At 37.2% G+C, this 17,908-nt stretch carries 13 protein-coding genes and 1 pseudogene; 7 read left to right on the top strand and 7 right to left on the bottom strand.

All coding sequences use genetic code 11. From position 1 onward, the window contains the following. Positions 1-112: 112 nt before the first annotated feature. The 3 genes and pseudogenes from HMPREF0669_RS01520 to HMPREF0669_RS10400 all read right to left on the bottom strand — a co-directional run. Positions 113-892, bottom strand: coding sequence for an acyl-[acyl-carrier-protein] thioesterase (locus HMPREF0669_RS01520; RefSeq protein ID WP_009228831.1), 780 nt, complete (start codon positions 890-892; stop codon positions 113-115). Between the two features lie 283 nt (positions 893-1,175). Next, entirely contained in the window at positions 1,176-2,324 is a 1,149-nt protein-coding gene (locus HMPREF0669_RS01515; RefSeq protein WP_020967926.1) for an OmpA family protein, read from the bottom strand. A 243-nt stretch (positions 2,325-2,567) separates the two neighbouring features. Further along, positions 2,568-2,855, bottom strand: a pseudogene (locus HMPREF0669_RS10400) (IS982 family transposase); the annotation flags it as partial. Between the two features lie 804 nt (positions 2,856-3,659). Between HMPREF0669_RS10400 and HMPREF0669_RS01510 the strand changes: the two are divergent. From HMPREF0669_RS01510 to HMPREF0669_RS01480, 7 genes are read left to right on the top strand one after another with little or no spacing between them, the layout of a single operon-like run. Continuing rightward, a complete protein-coding gene (locus HMPREF0669_RS01510; protein ID WP_009228833.1) occupies positions 3,660-5,120 on the top strand; it encodes a class I SAM-dependent RNA methyltransferase in 1,461 nt (486 codons plus the stop codon). A gap of 10 nt (positions 5,121-5,130) precedes the next feature. Then, the gene (locus HMPREF0669_RS01505; RefSeq protein WP_009228834.1) at positions 5,131-7,338 is read left to right on the top strand and encodes a S9 family peptidase; all 2,208 of its coding nucleotides are present in this window, start codon (positions 5,131-5,133) and stop codon (positions 7,336-7,338) included. A gap of 36 nt (positions 7,339-7,374) precedes the next feature. Further along, the gene (gene purD, locus HMPREF0669_RS01500; RefSeq protein WP_009228835.1) at positions 7,375-8,643 is read left to right on the top strand and encodes a phosphoribosylamine--glycine ligase; all 1,269 of its coding nucleotides are present in this window, start codon (positions 7,375-7,377) and stop codon (positions 8,641-8,643) included. A 1-nt stretch (position 8,644) separates the two neighbouring features. Further along, complete coding sequence (locus tag HMPREF0669_RS01495) at positions 8,645-9,574, top strand: hypothetical protein (protein ID WP_009228836.1); 930 nt, start codon at positions 8,645-8,647, stop codon at positions 9,572-9,574. Next, the gene (locus tag HMPREF0669_RS01490) at positions 9,562-10,014 is read left to right on the top strand and encodes a YqaA family protein (protein WP_009228837.1); all 453 of its coding nucleotides are present in this window, start codon (positions 9,562-9,564) and stop codon (positions 10,012-10,014) included. Before HMPREF0669_RS01495 ends, HMPREF0669_RS01490 begins: the two co-directional genes overlap by 13 nt. Positions 10,015-10,054: 40 nt before the next feature. After that, positions 10,055-10,849, top strand: coding sequence for a metal ABC transporter solute-binding protein, Zn/Mn family (locus HMPREF0669_RS01485; protein WP_009228838.1), 795 nt, complete (start codon positions 10,055-10,057; stop codon positions 10,847-10,849). A gap of 49 nt (positions 10,850-10,898) precedes the next feature. After that, on the top strand, positions 10,899-11,654 hold the full coding sequence (locus HMPREF0669_RS01480) for a metal ABC transporter ATP-binding protein (protein ID WP_009228839.1): 756 nt from the start codon (positions 10,899-10,901) through the stop codon (positions 11,652-11,654). A gap of 184 nt (positions 11,655-11,838) precedes the next feature. Here HMPREF0669_RS01480 and HMPREF0669_RS01475 read toward each other — a convergent pair whose 3' ends face one another. The 4 genes from HMPREF0669_RS01475 to HMPREF0669_RS01460 form a co-directional block, all read right to left on the bottom strand. Further along, the gene (locus HMPREF0669_RS01475) at positions 11,839-12,324 is read right to left on the bottom strand and encodes a DUF4112 domain-containing protein (RefSeq protein WP_009228840.1); all 486 of its coding nucleotides are present in this window, start codon (positions 12,322-12,324) and stop codon (positions 11,839-11,841) included. Continuing rightward, a complete protein-coding gene (queG, locus tag HMPREF0669_RS01470) occupies positions 12,290-13,276 on the bottom strand; it encodes a tRNA epoxyqueuosine(34) reductase QueG (protein WP_009228841.1) in 987 nt (328 codons plus the stop codon). Before queG ends, HMPREF0669_RS01475 begins: the two co-directional genes overlap by 35 nt. Beyond that, the gene (locus tag HMPREF0669_RS01465) at positions 13,254-13,865 is read right to left on the bottom strand and encodes a polysaccharide deacetylase family protein (RefSeq protein WP_009228842.1); all 612 of its coding nucleotides are present in this window, start codon (positions 13,863-13,865) and stop codon (positions 13,254-13,256) included. The genes queG and HMPREF0669_RS01465 overlap by 23 nt, the downstream gene beginning before the upstream one ends. Before the next feature lie 271 nt (positions 13,866-14,136). Then, positions 14,137-17,523 carry a DUF2723 domain-containing protein gene (locus HMPREF0669_RS01460; RefSeq protein ID WP_009228843.1) on the bottom strand — a complete coding sequence of 1,129 codons (3,387 nt, stop codon included), beginning with the start codon at positions 17,521-17,523 and terminating at the stop codon, positions 14,137-14,139. Positions 17,524-17,908 lie beyond the last annotated feature (385 nt).

Here is a 17,908-nt window from a genome sequence, read left to right as displayed (position 1 = left end):
CATAGTTTCTATCTGGCAAAAGCATTGCTTTTACAAGGTAAAAGGATTGACTTTGGTGCGTAAAAGAGCTGTATTTAGAGTATAAAAGGACAGCTTTTATATCGATACCCTTTTACTTATTATCTTCAAAGATAAAGGCTATACGACAAACGTCGGTTTCTTCTTCTGACGATTCATCGCTCTTTGTCACTCTAATATGGTAATGGTCCGCAGACACTTCTTCTTCATAAAAATGTAAGGTACAACCATAATAAGCCTCTATAATATAAGCAATCTCCAATCTACGAAGCGCTTTCTTGTCCCAATAATCTAAAGAATATATGTCAAGGGCATGTTCTAAGTACTTCATACTATTGACATGTCCATTCATATCTATATCGCTATAAGATACTTTTACTGATTTAATACGATTAGCCTGCTTGCCGATCTTAACATGAGAAGGATTGTCTATGGGACATTTTTTCTCTTTTTCGACATAGTTTAAGATAGCTCCTTCATTCAAGTCGAGCAAGTCTGACGGTTTACGGGTATCGGTATCAATCAATGCCCATATACTCTTTCCATAGCCAAATATCTTTCCTTCTGGACTAACAACCGAATAATTACGAGTTGTAAAAAATTTCATAATTCCATCAACCCATGTCTCAATATAAAATTTATCATACACTTTGGGCATTTCTTGCATCTCTAATACCAAGCGAGAAAGAACCCATGTCTTGTGTTGCGGTAATAGTTTGCTCATTCCATAACCTCTTTCATCAGAATGAAAGTCTGCAGCATTCAGCATGTGATTACCTAAATGACCAGGGAAAAGCATTCCTTTGAAATTACAATGAAATGGCTCAGCCAAGAATAAATATCGACCTACCTTAGGCAATTTTTTATTTTCCATAATTCAATACTTTAACTCTCTACTTCTTTCCCCATCATGATATGAGGATTTTCTCTTTATCTTTTTTCTACTTCTATCTTATATATAAATGAAGTCAAAGGGAAGAGATTAAGAGATAAATAGTAAGTTCTATCTTCTTTCTGTACAACTACCACCCTCTATTAAGTATCTATGAGCATATAATGTGCAAAACACTTCGATTATATAAAAACATAATCCCGACACTTTTCTAAGCATCGGGATTATTCAATTTAATTAAAAATATTGTAATTTATAATTATTCTTATTTTGCGTTGTCGTTAAATGTAGCAACACGGTTGAAAGATACTTCTTCAAATAGAGTATCAGTTACACCCATTCCCTTTGTTGTTAGACGGCTAGCAGCGATCTTATATCTCTTAACAAGAGCTGTCTTAACTGCTTCAGCACGTGCTGTAGAAAGTTTTTGGTTGAATTCTGCGTTTCCTTCTGGAGAAGCATAACCTCTAATTTCAACCTTAGCTGTTGGGTGATTTCTCATGTAAGATGCGATCAACTCGATTGGAGCGTATTGTGCTGGGTCAATAACTGACTTACCTTGACGGAACAATACTGTTGGTTGCAAGTTAGTAACAGTTGTTTCTTTTACTTCTTTTACAACAGCAACTGGTCTGTTATTAGCATCTTGTAGAGCCTTTTGAAGGTCTGCAATACGTGCATCTTTACCATTAAGTTCTGCATCTTTCACGTTCAAGTCATTACGTAGACCATTAATCTTTGCATTCAAACCATCGATTTCAGCTTGATCACGTAATTGAGCAAGTGTGAAGTTGTGTGATCCGTTAGAACCTTTAAATTTGTAAACAAAACCTGCATTCAGTTGAACAAACGAACGTCTAACATCAAGACGTACAGTCTCCATACCATCAAAATCGTTCAATGCGTAAGTGATAGAAGGTTCAACATAGAACTGCCATTGTTTTTTAGAACCTAAATTGAATGTCAAGTCAAGACCTAATTTAGCAGTTGCTGCATTATCAGGTTTTGCATTATAGCTATTAAATGAATGCAACCATCCAAGACCATACACACCAATAACTTCAAAAGCACGTGGGTTTCCTGTATAGCCACCAAACCAATTAGAAAAATTAGTTGTTCCTAATAAAGATGTATTAAGCAATTTTACTACTACATTATTATCTCTAATAGGTTTATCTGCGAAGTATGCATTACTTTCAGCAGCAACACCAAACACAGGAGTGAACCAACGACCAATACGCAAGCCTGCGTTAGCGTTAAGATCACTCATCCACTTATGACCTGTTGTAAAAGTCATAACACCGCCATTAACTCCAACATACATGTTGTCAAAAGTTTTGCTTCTTTCAACATTTTGCGCAGAAGCAGTTACTGCCATCATCGTAGCAGCTAAAAAAAGTCCGATTTTTTTCATTTTTACCAAATTTGTTATTATATATTTTTTTATTATCCTTTGATATATCGTGTGCAAAGATACATATTTAATTTATTATTACCAAATAAAACAGATAATATTTTTCTTATATCTCTTTCAATTATATTGATTAAAAGTTCTCATTTCAATCTAGAATAGAGGAATAAAATAATTACATATATAATTATATATTTAACATGAGTTCAATGAATTCAGAACAAAACAACCGGTGTATTTTCACTGCAGGATTTTCGAGATAAACAAGGTTAAGGATATGGATACACCCCTTTCCAATTCTACTAAACAATTATAAGAAACAACTTTTGGGCACAGACATAGAAGATACTTACATCTTTTTTCAAGATAGAAATGCTTAAAGCAATGATAACCAGAGCTATGAAAAAGAATTATTATCAGCATAACTTTCAGCCTTTGACATGATGGAACTTTGATGATTTTTTCTTTTTCCAATAGATTTTAGCATATATTTTGCTGTCATAGCATCAAGAAACTTGAAAAGTCCTCTTTCATACAAAATCTTTCTGGAGTTTCCTTGAGCGAAGTAAAAACTTTATCCTCATTAAATATAGTATTTTTTCTCCTACAATTAATTGAATATCAATATTATAAAATTTTTACAAATCTCTCTAATTTGTAAAAATTTAAGCACTTATAATTCACCAGGATCACATCAAGTTACATTCTAATTTTAATCTTTTGAATCAAAAAAATAATATTTTTATACAATAGAAGAAAGTTTCAGCTCTTTATTATTCACTAGGTTTAGATAAAAGATATAATTAATTATATTATTTCAATATTACACTTTTAATAATATTATAAGAAGACAACAATCAAAAGCAAATGAAAGCTGTAAGCAAGATACATCAGAAGTACAGAGAACTATTTTGTTTTATTCTATAAACTCATTGACATTACATTATAAAAGCATTGACATTGCACCTTAAAAGCAATACAATTACGATGCAATTCCTATGCTTTTACCCACACATCACCTAATCCCTACTCCACAAACGTTCATTTCACGTCTAATAAGCATAAAACCTGTGATTATTTACATCCTAAATAAATAATAGATTCAAGTCTACTATATTTTAAATATAATGTGTTAACTTTGCACCAGATAGGATCTTTGTGAAAGAAAAGATTGTAAAATGAGCAAAACAAACATTCAAACACATACATTTTAATATACTCTCACAAGGCAAAACCGCATAAAAAGCAAGTAGAAAAACCAATTAAAAGGATCGATTTGCTCGCATCAGATAAAATAGATTAATACATACATTATCAAAATATTTAAGAAAAACGAATATGGAATTTGAACTCATTGCCAAAACCTTTATGGGATTGGAACAAGTATTGGCACAAGAACTCACTCAATTAGGCGCAAATAACATCACCATAGGTAGGAGAATGGTTGCCTTTACGGGAGACAAAGAGCTTATGTATCGTGCAAATTTCCAACTACATACAGCCATCAGAATATTAAAGCCCATCAAACATTTCAAGGCAAATTCTGCTGATGACGTATATGAAGAAATAAAAAAAATAGACTGGAGCCAATATATTGAAAAAGGAAAGACATTCTCTGTTGATTCAGTTGTATATTCTGAAGAATTTAGAAACTCTCGTTTTGTAACCTATAAGGTTAAAGATGCCATCGTAGACCAGTTCAGAGAGAGCACAGGAACACGTCCAAACATCTCTATTTCGAATCCCGACATTCGTTTAAATATTCACATTGCTGACAACAAAGCTACTCTTTCGCTCGATTCAAGTGGTGAGAGTCTTCACCGAAGAGGTTATCGTCAAGAAACAACCGAAGCTCCATTAAATGAAGTTTTGGCTGCAGGTATGATTCTAATGAGCGGTTGGAAGGGCGAAACAGACTTCATTGACCCAATGTGTGGCTCTGGAACTCTACTCATTGAGGCTGCTCTTATCGCAAGAAACATTAACCCTGGCGTCTTTAGAAAGGAGTTTGCGTTTGAACGTTGGAATGATTTTGACAAAGAATTATTTGACAATATTTATAATGATGATAGCCAAGAGCGTGAATTTGAGCATCATATTTATGGCTATGACATCGACATAAAAGCCGTAAACACTGCTCGTTTAAATGCTAGAGCAGCTGGAGTTACAAAGGATATCACTATCGAAGAAGCTGATTTCAAGAACTTCAAACAACCCGAAAACCCTTCAATTCTCATAACAAATCCACCTTATGGTGAGCGTATCTCTACTCCAAACCTTCTTGGAACCTATAAGATGATTGGCGAAAGACTTAAACATCAATTCGTAGGTAACGACGCTTGGGTGTTGAGTTATCGTGAAGAATGTTTCGAACAAATAGGTCTTAAACCTTCAATTAAGATACCAGTATTTAATGGTTCACTAGAATGCGAGTTCAGAAAGTATGCTCTTTTTGGCGGAAGAATGAAAGAATTCAGAGAAGAAGGCGGAATTGTTAAGACCGAAAGTGAAAAGAAGCAGATGGCTGAGAAGCATCGTTTCAAGAAGAATAGAGAATTTAAGAAGAAGATAGAAGAAGAGGAAGAGAACGAAGTTTCAGATATTCGCTCATTCAAGTTCCATTCTCTTGAGCGCAAAAAACCTTCATCTTTCCGTGACAAAAACGACGATGAACACCATGAAAGACGTGGACAAAGATTCTCAAATACCGATAAATTCAGTAATAGAAAGGATCGTCAAGAGCAACGTCGCAAGATATTTGGCTCATCAAAGCGTGGCAATAAACCTACAACAAAATAAAACCTAAACTATGATGTTTAAAGGAAAAATCTTTAAATCACTGCTCATCGTAGCGTTAACGTGCTTTAGTTGGCAAACATCTATGGGACAAAAGACATTTACATTAGAAGATCTTAACTTCGGAGGAACGAACTTTTACAACATGAGAGTTCAAACTCGCTATACTAATTGGTGGGGAGATGAACTCATTAAGGGTGATGTTGAAGCTTGTTATATTGTTAATAAACAAACAGGAAAAGAGCAAGTATTGTTCGAATTGAAAGATGTAAATGCCCTATTAGATAGCGACAAAAGTCATCAAGTAAACCATTTGATGAGCTGTACATTTCCTTATAGCAATAAAACTCTTGCATATATCGTAACAGGTAAACAACATCTGCTCTACAATTGGGTAAAGAAAAAGATTGAATGGATTCAAAATAAAGAAACAACCGATGTACAATCGTGGAATGCTCAGTCTCTTTCTACAGCCTATATCCTTAACAACAATCTTTTTGTTAGCGATAAAAAGGGCAATAAAACTCAATTAACTACCGACGGAAGTAGTGACATTGTGTACGGAAAAACAGTGCACAGAGACGAATTTGGAATATATAAAGGTTTGTTTTGGAGTAACGATGGAGAACAATTGGCATTCTATCGTATGGATCAAAGTATGGTTGAAAGCTACCCACAAGTAAATGTTTTCACCCCAATAGCAACGCTTGAGCCCGACAAATATCCAATGGCTGGCCGCACAAGTCATAAGGTTACTGTTGGAATATATAACGCATCAACAGGCAAAACAATATATCTTGCAGTAGGAGATCCTACAAATCGCTACTTCACCAACATACAATGGAGTCCCGACAACAAGATCCTTTATCTCATTGAGTTGAACAGAAAGCAAACAAAAATGCAGTTAGATGCTTATGATGCTGCAACTGGTAAGAAGATAAAAACCCTCTATACCGAAGAAAGTAACAAGTATGTACACCCTGTAACACCTATCACTTTCCTTCCTTGGAATAAGAATCAGTTCATTCTTCAAAGTGAAAAGGACGGCTATAATCACCTCTATTTATTCAATACTAATGGTGAATTACAACGCCAAATCACTTCTGGTAAGTGGGTAGTATTAGACCTTATGGGCTTTAACAGCAGTAAAAAATGTGCTTATATCTTATCAACCGAATGCAATCCAATACAAAACAATATCTTTGCAGTGGATATAGCAAGTGGCAAACGCACTCTTCTTGACAACGGAAAGGGTTGCCATGCTAACACATATGGTGAGAATGGTAAGCATCGTTTGGCTGTATCTGAGTCAGGAAAGTGGATCATTGATAATTATAGTGAGCCCAAAGTGCCTCGCAACATCAATATCATCAACACCGAAAATAAAAAGACTTTAACTTGGTTTACAGCTCCAAACCCTTGGAAAGGCTACACCATTCCAGAGTTTACAAGCGGTAGTATCAAGGCCGCAGATAACCAAACGGACCTTTACTACAGAATGGTTAAGCCTACAAACTTCGACCCTAACAAGAAATATCCAACAATAATATATGTTTATGGCGGTCCTGGTGTACGCAATGTAGAGGCTCGTTGGAACTATAGTAGCAGGGGTTGGGAAACTTATATGGCACAAAAAGGATACTTGTTGTTCATCTTAGACAACAGAGGTTCAAGCGATAGAGGACTCGAATTCGAGCAAGCTACCTTCCACAAGCTAGGAGTTGAAGAGATGAAAGACCAAATGAAGGGTGTCGACTTCTTAACCTCTCTCCCCTATGTCGATAAGAATCGCATCGGAGTTCATGGCTGGAGTTTTGGCGGTTTCATGACAACTAACCTCATAACTACCCATCCTGAGGTGTTTAAAGTAGGCGTTGCAGGTGGTCCAGTCATTAATTGGGAGTGGTATGAAGTGATGTATGGCGAGCGTTATATGGGCACTCCACAAGACAATAAGGAAGGTTATAACAACAGCAACCTATTGAATAAGGCTAAAAACCTTAAGGGTAAGCTTCAGATAATCACTGGTATGAACGATCCTATTGTGGTTCCTCAACATGCAGAAAACTTCTTAAAGAGCTGTATCGACGCAGGAACTCAACCTGACTTCTTCATCTATCCAGGTGAAGGACATAACATGAGAGGTCATTCAAGCGTACATCTTCATGAGAGAATTACCCAATATTTTGAAGATTATCTCAAGCCTTTAAAAGCTAAATAATAGTAAACAACGAATAAATAATATACTGATCAGCATATGAAAATATTACTTTTAGGAAGCGGTGGACGTGAACATGCCTTAGCATGGAAGATTGCACAAAGTCCAAAAGTAGAACAATTGTTCATTGCTCCAGGCAATCCTGGAACTCAAAATGTAGGAACTAACGTTGCAATAGGCGTAAACGACTTCGATAAGCTCAAAGCTTTTGCCCTTGAAAAGCAAATAAATATGATTGTTGTTGGACCCGAAGATCCACTCGTAAAGGGTATTTATGACATCTTTAAAAACGACCCTTCAACAAGTCATATCGCTATTGTTGGACCTTCAAAAGAAGGTGCTCAGCTCGAAGGTAGCAAAGATTTTGCTAAAGCTTTCATGCAACGTCACAACATACCAACGGCTCGTTACAAAACAGTTACAGCCGAAACACTTAACGAAGGTATTGCTTTCTTAGAGTCATTAAAGGCTCCTTATGTTCTTAAAGCTGACGGATTGTGCGCAGGAAAAGGTGTTTTAATCCTTCCAACACTTGAAGAAGCTAAGAAAGAACTACAAGAAATGCTTGGTGGAATGTTTGGAAATGCCTCTGCCACCGTTGTTATTGAAGAGTTCTTAAGCGGTATTGAATGTTCTGTTTTTGTGCTTACAGATGGCAAGAACTACAAGATTCTTCCCGAAGCAAAAGACTATAAGCGCATTGGAGAAGGCGACACAGGCTTGAATACAGGTGGAATGGGTAGCGTAACTCCTGTGCCTTTTGCAACAAAAGAATGGATGCAGAAAGTTGACGAGCGCATTATTAAGCCTACTATAGAAGGACTTGCAAGCGAAAACATTACCTATAAAGGATTTATTTTCTTTGGTCTTATCAACGTAGAGGGCAACCCTATGGTGATAGAATATAACTGTCGAATGGGTGATCCCGAAACTGAAAGCGTGATGTTACGAATTAAGAGCGACCTTGTTGATTTGCTCGAAGGCGTTGCTAACGAAGATATTGAAAACAAAGAGATTGTTTTCGACGAGCGTTCTGCTGTATGTGTAATGCTTGTAAGTGGCGGTTATCCTGGAAATTACGATAAAGGATTCGTTATCAACGATATTGAAAAAGTTGAAGATAGCGTTGTTTTCCACGCAGGAACTACCTCTAACAATAACGAAATTGTTACTAGCGGAGGTCGTGTTATCGCAGTTTCTTCATACGGACAAGATAAGAACGAAGCTTTAAACAAGAGCTTTAAGGCTGCCAATACCATTACTTTTGAAGGCAAATACTTTAGAAGTGACATAGGAAAAGACTTATAGAATGGCAATAAGAAGATTACAAAACAAAATTGCAAACAACCGATTGTCGTTATTGTTCACGGCTCTTTATGCCCTGGCAATAACACTTCCAACAGCCATAACAACAGGAACGATATGGGTGCAGCTAGCCATTATCGCTGCATCTACCTTGCTCATGGTTGAGCTCAACAATGCTTATGCTTTGATAAGAGAGTTTAGTAGAATGGTGTCGTGTAGCTTTTTGGTACTCACCATTGCTCACTTTCAACTCATCTACTCTTTAGAAGAAGGCATTGTGCAAATTTGTTTCATCTTCTTTTACCTCTTTCTCTTCCGTGCTTATCAAAATAAAAAGTCGCCAGGGTGGGTCTTTTATGCCTTTATGTCTTTGGGAATAGCAGGAATATTCTTTCCACAAATCGTATTCTTAGTACCTCTTTTATGGATAATTCTCTTCTCTAAAGTGCTGGCAGGCAGCATTAAAACACTCACAGCATCGATCTTAGGCTACCTAACTCCTTATTGGATTATAGGCGGTTACTTGGTTTATAAAGACGAATTGTCGGTTGGCTACGATTATATTGCACAGCTAACACAATTTGAACCCATCTGCATTTATAATCAGATAGAGTTTAAAGCCTATCTATTCTTTGGATTCTTAATGCTTTTAACCTTAGTAGGAACCATTCATTTCCTACGCAACAGCTTCCTCGACAAAATAAAAACACGAATGATTTACGAAGCCTTGATGGTTATAAACATTGGTTGCATTGTTTTTCTTATACTGCAACCACAGCATTATTCATTCCTCATTCGACTTATTATCATTAACACTTCGCCCTTTATTGGGCATTTTATCACGCTCACTCGCACTCGTTTAACCAATATAACGTTTATTGTTTTCACTCTCAGTGCAGTGGCATTAACTCTTTATACTTTATGGATGCCATAACAGATCTTCTCGTAAACTATGGTTATTGGGGCATGCTTCTTTCAGCTTTTCTTGCTGGAAGCTTCCTACCTTTTAGTAGTGAAGCCGTTATGGTTGCTCTTCTTGCAGCTAAGTTAGATTCTTGGCAGCTCATCATCTACGCAACAATCGGAAACGTCTTAGGTGGAATGTTTAACTATTGGTTAGGCACTTTCGGTAGAATAGACTGGATTGAGAAGTATTTACACGTTAAAGAAGAGAAGCTTAAACGCACCCAACGCTTTATGGAAGGACGTGGAGCATGGATGGGTTTCTTTGCATTTGTACCCATTGTTGGTAGCGCAATTACCATTGTTTTGGGCTTAACACGTGCCAATATAGCCATTTCTGTAACCTCAATAACAGTAGGAAAGTTCCTACGTTATGTACTTTTAGTTTATGGTGCAAGCCTATTTTTTTAAGAATATGAAAAGAACTTTCTTTTATTTACTGATATGTTTAATGGCTTTTTCTGCCTGCAAACAAAACAATACACAAGACTCTTCGCTCGTATTTGTTACCATCGAGCCTTTAAAATACTTTGCTAATGAAATTGGTGGCGATAAGTTTAAGGTGGAAACAATGGTTCCTAAGGGCGGAAATCCTGAGACTTACGAACCTACAGCGAAGCAAATGATGCGTCTTTCGCAATGTCCCATCTTTATTAAAGTGGGCAATATTGGCTTTGAAAGAACATGGAATGAACGACTACATCAAAGTGCTCCCAACACAATGTTCATAGATTCATCTGAAGGAATCAGCCCAATTGAATCGTCAGAGCATGTAGACGACCCCCATACATGGATGAGTTGCGACAATGCTATCGTTATTGCACGACACATTTGCAATGCTTTTAAACAGCAAAAGCCTGCCGACAGCACCTATTTCAATCAGAATTTAAATCGTTTCATTGCCAAGGTCAATCTAACTGATCAAGCAATTAAGGGAATGTTGTATAAGAGTAACACCAAAGCATTTTTGATATACCACCCTACCCTCACCTATTTTGCGCACAACTATCAGCTCATTCAAATTCCAGTTGAAGAGGAAGGACGTGAGCCAAGCGCAGCACAATTAAAACAAACGATTGTCTTTGCCAAGAAGAACAACACAAAGATTATGTTTGTTCAGAAAGAGTTTGCCAACAGAAACACTCAAGTTGTGGCTGAGGGAGCAGGCGTTAAACAAGTGGATATCAACCCACTAAGCTATCAATGGCACGACGAAATGATGAAGATTGCAAAGGCTTTGCAATAGAACAACGCAGCATACGAACATCTCTCACAACATAAGAAAGGGGAAAAAGATGACACCTATCATTGAAATAAAAGATTTATCCGCTGGTTATAACGGCAAGACTATCATCGAAAACATATCGCTCACTGTTTTTGAGAACGACTTTTTGGGTATTATTGGACCCAATGGAGGCGGAAAAACAACACTTCTTCGCACCATTCTTGGCCTACTAAAACCCTATAAAGGCACCATATCATTTTTCGACAATGGCGTTCCTTGCGATAACATTGCAATAGGTTATCTTCCCCAATATAGTAAGATAGATAAAGAATTTCCTATCTCTGTGTACGAAGTGGTGCTCTCTGGACTAAGTAAAAACAAACCTCTTTTTAGATCATACACCAAAGAACAACACGAACAAGTGAAGCAAACACTCGAAGAAATGCAACTAATGTCTTTCGCTCAACGCCATATTGGGGCTTTAAGTGGTGGTCAGTTGCAACGTGTTCTACTTGCCCGTGCCATTGTTTCAAAGCCAAAATTACTTGTATTAGACGAGCCAAACACGTACATCGACCGACGTTTTCAAGACCAAATGTATGAGATGTTGAACAACATTAACAAGCATTGCGCTATTGTTATGACCAACCACGACATTGGAACAATTCTACAAAACGTCAAAAATATCGCTTGTATGAACAAGCACTTACACTACCATTCTAATACTGAAGTGCCCGAAGATTGGATTGAAGAACACTTTGGTTGCCCAATAGAAATGGTTGCTCATGGAGATATTCCACATCGAGTGCTTAAAAACCACAAATAACTTTCGGAACGAAAGCAGTGATATTGCAACCTAATAGCAATGTTATTGTACAACAAAAGCAATGTTTTTAGAGGCTAAAAACATTGCTTTTATATTTACATATCAATATGTATTCGTTTTAAAGTCTTTCTACTACTCTCCTATTTAAACAAAAGAAAGATATTGTAACTTACTTATTTCCCCTTTACATTCCACTTAAAAGGAGTGAAAGCACCCAAGCAGTAAATTTAAAGACCATCATTAACAATAAAGCTATTGCTACAATGAGTGCCAATATGGTTAATGCTGCTTTCCAGGCTTCACGTTTCACCTTACTAATTATAAAGGCATCGTTATTTATAAAACCATCTATAAGTATCATATTACGCTTATTCGACTGATGAAGGAAGTCAATTACATCTCCAATAAAGAAGGGCAAAAGTCCTAAGAAGATATCACGCAAAGCGTTATTGATTATAGCAAGCGTTAGAGGTAGCGAGCGTAATTTTACTAAACCAAAGTATATGTGCACGCAAGAGAACATGGCTGCCACCATATCTCCAATTCCATAAGGTAAAAATCCAATTACTCCATCTAAATAATACTTATCGAGTACTACCGATATTCTTTTCATTAAAAGATAAAGAGAACTACTTTTAAGGCGTTCTTTCCTCATTTCTGCTTTGTTCATTTTCTTCTATTGTTTTGATATTTCGCATTAAACCTGAATATTTTGCACGCTTAACGGCACTTCCTTTAAATAACTTCTGATATTGTTCTATGGTTAAATTGCTCCAACTCTCTTTGGTCATTGTCAACAATTCTGCTTTAGGATAAAACTCTTCTATTGTTGTTGGCGTGCTTTTTCTATTCCATGGACACACTCGCAGACAGATATCACAGCCATAGATATTGTTAGAAAGCTTAGAGGCAACCTCTGTTGAGATGTCATTTCGATTTTCTATGGTTTGATAAGAGATGCAAAGAGCAGCGTCCATTTCAGTATTTTCCTTGATAGCTTTAGTAGGACAGGCATCTAAACACAATCGACATCGTCCACATCGGCTTTCCATTGGCTCGTCATACTCTAACTCTACATCTAAGAAAAGCTCTGCAAGAAAGAACATGCTACCTGCCTTTGGAATGATTAGTTGGCGATTTTTGCCTATCCACCCCAAGCCTGCTTTAGCAGCCCAATAACGTTCTAATACAGGAGCTGTGTCGCAAAAGATTCTAAATCGAGGTTGTTCTGTGCGCAAGATAGGCTCACCTTCGGGCTCAGCAGGAACGAAATGAAGATTAGAAGCCAGCTGACGTAGCTTTGCTTTCACCACATCATGGTAGTCGAGTCCGTAGGCATAAGCTGCCAACTGATACTCGTCCTCAGGAATAAAAGAATGAGGAGTGTAATTAATAGCAAACGAAACGATACTTTTTAAGCCTGGCATAAGTAGTCGAGGATCAAGTCGTTTCTCGGTATTGTTGTTCATATACTCCATACCTGCATACTTCTTATCCTCTAACCAACTACGAACATGCTCTTGAGTAGCCTCATCTACTCGTTCTGCTCGTGCTATTCCGCAAGCAAAAAAGCCAAGACGTTGAGCCTCGGCTTTGATATCATTCGAAAGTTTTAAATTCATATCCTTGTGCCTTCAACCACTTTATAGCTTCGGGTAAAGCATATTTCAATTTCTCAATGCTTTTCAATGAGTCATGAAAAGTAATGATAGAGCCATTTCGAGCATATCTTTTTACATTGAGAAGAACGTCTTCTGCGGTCATCCACTTTGAGTAATCACGAGTTACAAGGTCCCACATCACAATGCGATATTTACGGCCTAACCATGCATATTGGGTTAATCTCATCCAACCATGTGGGGGTCTGAATAGGTGTGAACGTATATATGCGTTAGCCTTTTCGGTGTTGTAACTATATTCTTTAATGGAATGTCGGAAGCCACTTATATGATTATAAGTGTGATTTCCTACCTGATGTCCTTCAGAAATAATCCTATCATACAGCTCAGGGTGCTTTCTGACGTTGTCGCCAACCATAAAGAAAGTAGCCTTTACCCCTTCTTCTTTCAGAACATCGAGTATAAAAGGAGTTGCTTCTGGTATGGGACCATCGTCAAATGTCAAATAAACAGCATGCTCGTGCTTGTTCATTCGCCATGTTGCACGTGGATAAATCCACCTTAACCATTTTGCGGGCTGTTCTATAAACATATATAATTATTTCTTGCTTCCGTATTTAGAAAAACTCAAAGAAGCAACTTTGGGATCAGAGTTTAATACTCTTATGAGCTAAATTGATAATTGCATGATTTATAAAATACCACCTATTTATATATAGGCTTATATTATTTCAACATTCATCTTGTAGCTAGTAAAACCAAACTTGTTATTCCTGAGCATAAAAAAGGTTGGTGATTCTAACAAGAAGGATATTCTTTTGAGCTCTAAGAACAATTGCTTCGTGTTAGAATCATCAACTATATTAATTTGTCGAGTCGCTAACTGCATTCATTTGAGGTGCAGTTGGAGCACCACCCCACATTCGAGAGGCATTAGAACCCAATCGTTTTGTAGCCATACTGCGCATTGCAAGGAGGTCTTTCACCCATCTTTCGGCAATCTTACCATCAACCATTTCCATTACCTTATAAGTATCTTCTAAGATAAGGAATTGTGTTGCGATGTCGTTTTGTGATAAATAAAGCATATTATCATTTAGTGATAGATACCAACCAAGATATTGATAAGCATCTTTCCACACTCCATTTAAGTATTCAGTTGCCTTTGCTTTGTTTCCAATAATTGCATAAGCACGACCCAATTCGCTTGCTCCACTGATGTAAGTGAGTGGCACATTGTATGCAGGAATTTCCTTATCAGCCTTTTCTAGGACTTTTGCTGCACGAGCCTTGTCGTTCTCTGCAATTAGATGAGTTGCCAATTGAGCAAACAAACGACGATGAGTGTAGCACATACGCATTACTGTTTCGTCAAGATAAATACCCTTCTTAGATAGTCCGCCATAACGATAACGAGTCATCATGTTGCGATAAACCTTCTCAGTGTCGAAGTTCTTAGCTCCTGGTTTGTTTGTTGTGAAAGGAGTAATGCGGTTTGCAAGTCCTTCTGTTACAAAGTTATCGCCAAGATTCATATAGTTTTCTTGTCCTACAGTAGTTGCTACATAAACAGGACGAACCCAATTACTGTTAGCAATAATCTCTAACATCATAAGGTCTCCCTTATACAATGCACGCTTACCCGCAAGAGAAATAACCATCTTATCGGGAATAGAATCTCCTTGAAGCATCATTCCACTGCGACGAACAGCATCTTTATCAACTTTCACATAAAGTGTGTCTGTAGGAATAACTCGCATGTCTTTATCTTTTGAAAGTACCCAATATTTCATGATATTCTTTACTTCAAATGGATCATCTCCAAAGCGTTGACGTGCTTCTTCTGGATGTTCTTTAAAGAATTGAAGCACTTGTGCTTTTGCAGATGGTTGTACTTCGATATATGAATTGGTTCCTTCTACATAATCAAGACGTTTCCAAGAGATTGGAAGAGCTGGTGATTGATAAGCTGGACGCTTCATTTGATCAATGTACCAATCGGTTTGTAGGTAGCTAAGATTACAAACACGAGCATCAGTGCGCTTTCCTTCTACTTCTTGATTATACCATAATGGGAATGTATCATTGTCACCATTAGTGAAAACAATTGGTGCACCTTCGTCTTGAAGAGTCATTAAGTAATTATCACCAAAGTCTCTACAAGTGTATCTTCCGCTACGATCGTGGTCGTCCCATGTTTGAGATACCATTTGAATGGGCACCATCAATGCTAGCAAGCTGATGACAGCAGCAACAAGCGTGTTATCCTTATTCAACTTACGAGTTAAAAGATCGTAAAGCGCAATAACACCTAATCCACACCAAATAGCAAACGCATAGAATGAACCTGCATAAGCATAATCTCGTTCACGAGGCTGCATTGGAGTCTGGTTGAGATAAATTACAATGGCTAAACCTGTCATAAAGAATAGGAAGAATACGACCCAGAACTGACGAATACCACGTTTTCCTTTATAAGCTTGCCAGAATAAACCAATCAAGCCCAATAAAAGTGGAAGACAATAGAACACGTTGTGTCCCTTGTTTTCTTTTAGTGTATCAGGAAGTTTGCTTTGATCGCCAAGACGCCAGTTATCAAACCAACTGAAACCAGTGATCCAATTTCCATGTTCTAATTCTCCATTTCCTTGAATATCGTTTTGTCTTCCTGCGAAGTTCCACATAAAATAGCGCCAATACATAAAGTTGCATTGGTATGAAACAAAGAATCTTAGGTTCTCTAATTGAGTTGGCATCTTCACCATCACACTCTCTCCGCAACGATCATAGGGTACTTCTGTACCTTCAACACCACCCATCCACGATTCATAAGCACCTGCATGAAGTGAGCTGTGCATACGTGGGAAGAGCATATTTTGTGCATATATGTACTTATCTTTGGTACCTGCAACAAAATAAGTATCTTTTTCGTCTTTCGATTCTTTTTCTTTTCTTTGATAAATAGGTGCTCCTTTTTTTACACGAGGAATACACATACCATCTTTTACATCAAGAGCTGGTTGCGATTCATAAGCCTGTCCATATAATAAAGGACGATCTCCGTATTGTTCACGGCTTAGATAGTTACCTAATGTGAAGATATCTTCTGGAGAGTTTTGGTCCATTGGAGGGTTGGCAGACGAGCGAATAACTATCACTGCGTATGAAGAATAGCCAATCATAAGCATCAACATACAAAGAAGCATTGTATTCTTTATGCGCAAAGACACAAATGGAACTCGCTTTTTATCTACTATTTTGCCATAGCTTAGAGCGAAATAAAGTACAATTAGTACAACAAATCCAATGATAGCAGCACTTACTCCATCTCCATAGAAAGGTATACCGAGCATTCCTACTGATGCAACAAAAAGCAAGTTGGCACGTTTGTCACTCTTACCTTGGTAAGTTTCATAAACCGCCCACACAACTGTTGCTATAAGAAGGATGATATAAATAATTTCACCTGTATTGAAAGGACAATGTAATACGTTTACGAAGAAAAGCTCGAAACAACCTCCAACGGTGATGATTCCAGGTACAACGCCATATAACACTCCTGCTACAATAACGAAAGAAGCAAACAATGCCACTAAAGAACCTTTTACATCAATTGTAGGGAACTTGCGATATGCATATACAAGGACGATTGCTGGAAGACACAAGAGGTTTAGAAGATGCACCCCAATACTCAACCCTGTCATGTACATTATTAGTATAAGCCATCTATCGCTATGTGGCTGGTCTGCTTGGTCTTCCCATTTTAGAATCATCCAAAATACGATTGCGGTGAAAGCAGACGAGTAAGCATAAACTTCTGCCTCAACTGCAGAGAACCAAAAGGTATCACTAAAGGCGTAAATAAGCGCTCCCACAACACCTGAAGCCTCAACTGCAATAAACTTAGCAGTAGTAAGTTCTTCCCAAGTATTGATAACTAACTTACGTGCGAGGTGTGTTATTGACCAGAAAAGGAATAGGATTGTTGCCGCACTAAACAATGCACTCATGATATTAACCATCTTTGCTACCTGAGAAGGGTCGCTAGTTAATTGAGTGAAGAGGTTAGCTGTGAGCATAAAGAAAGGTGCCCCTGGTGGGTGTCCAACTTCTAATTTATAACCTGTTGTAATGAATTCGGGACAATCCCAAAAGCTTGCTGTGGGTTCAATGGTTGAGCAATAAACAAATGCTGCAATAAAAAATACAACCCACCCCAACGCATTGTCTACTAAACGATATTGTTTCATTTCGCCTTTTAGTTTGTTAATTTAAGCGTTTCTTAAAATCATAATTTCTTGCAAAGTTAGAAAAAACACATAATAAAGCAAAGTATTACACCTAGTTTTTAACAAATATACAAGTTTTCACAGTAATTCATCACCATGCAAAGACCTAATGTACGACCAGGAAAATAAAGGAATACAATTTAGGGAACAAATTATTATAATACTTAGAGATAAACAAACAAGTTAAAGCAAGTACAAAATCAATATAAAACATGCGTCCATTCAATCTCTTTTTCACCGATTTTAGATTCAAATCTCATAAATTTCTATTATCTTCTGAAAACATAAAATAACATGCGTTTGATGAATTCACATTAAATACATTTTCACACACTTTTGTATACAT

The organism is Prevotella sp. oral taxon 299 str. F0039, assembly GCF_000163055.2.
In the GTDB taxonomy this organism is placed as follows: domain Bacteria; phylum Bacteroidota; class Bacteroidia; order Bacteroidales; family Bacteroidaceae; genus Prevotella.
This window is presented reverse-complemented; position numbering and strand designations above follow the sequence as displayed.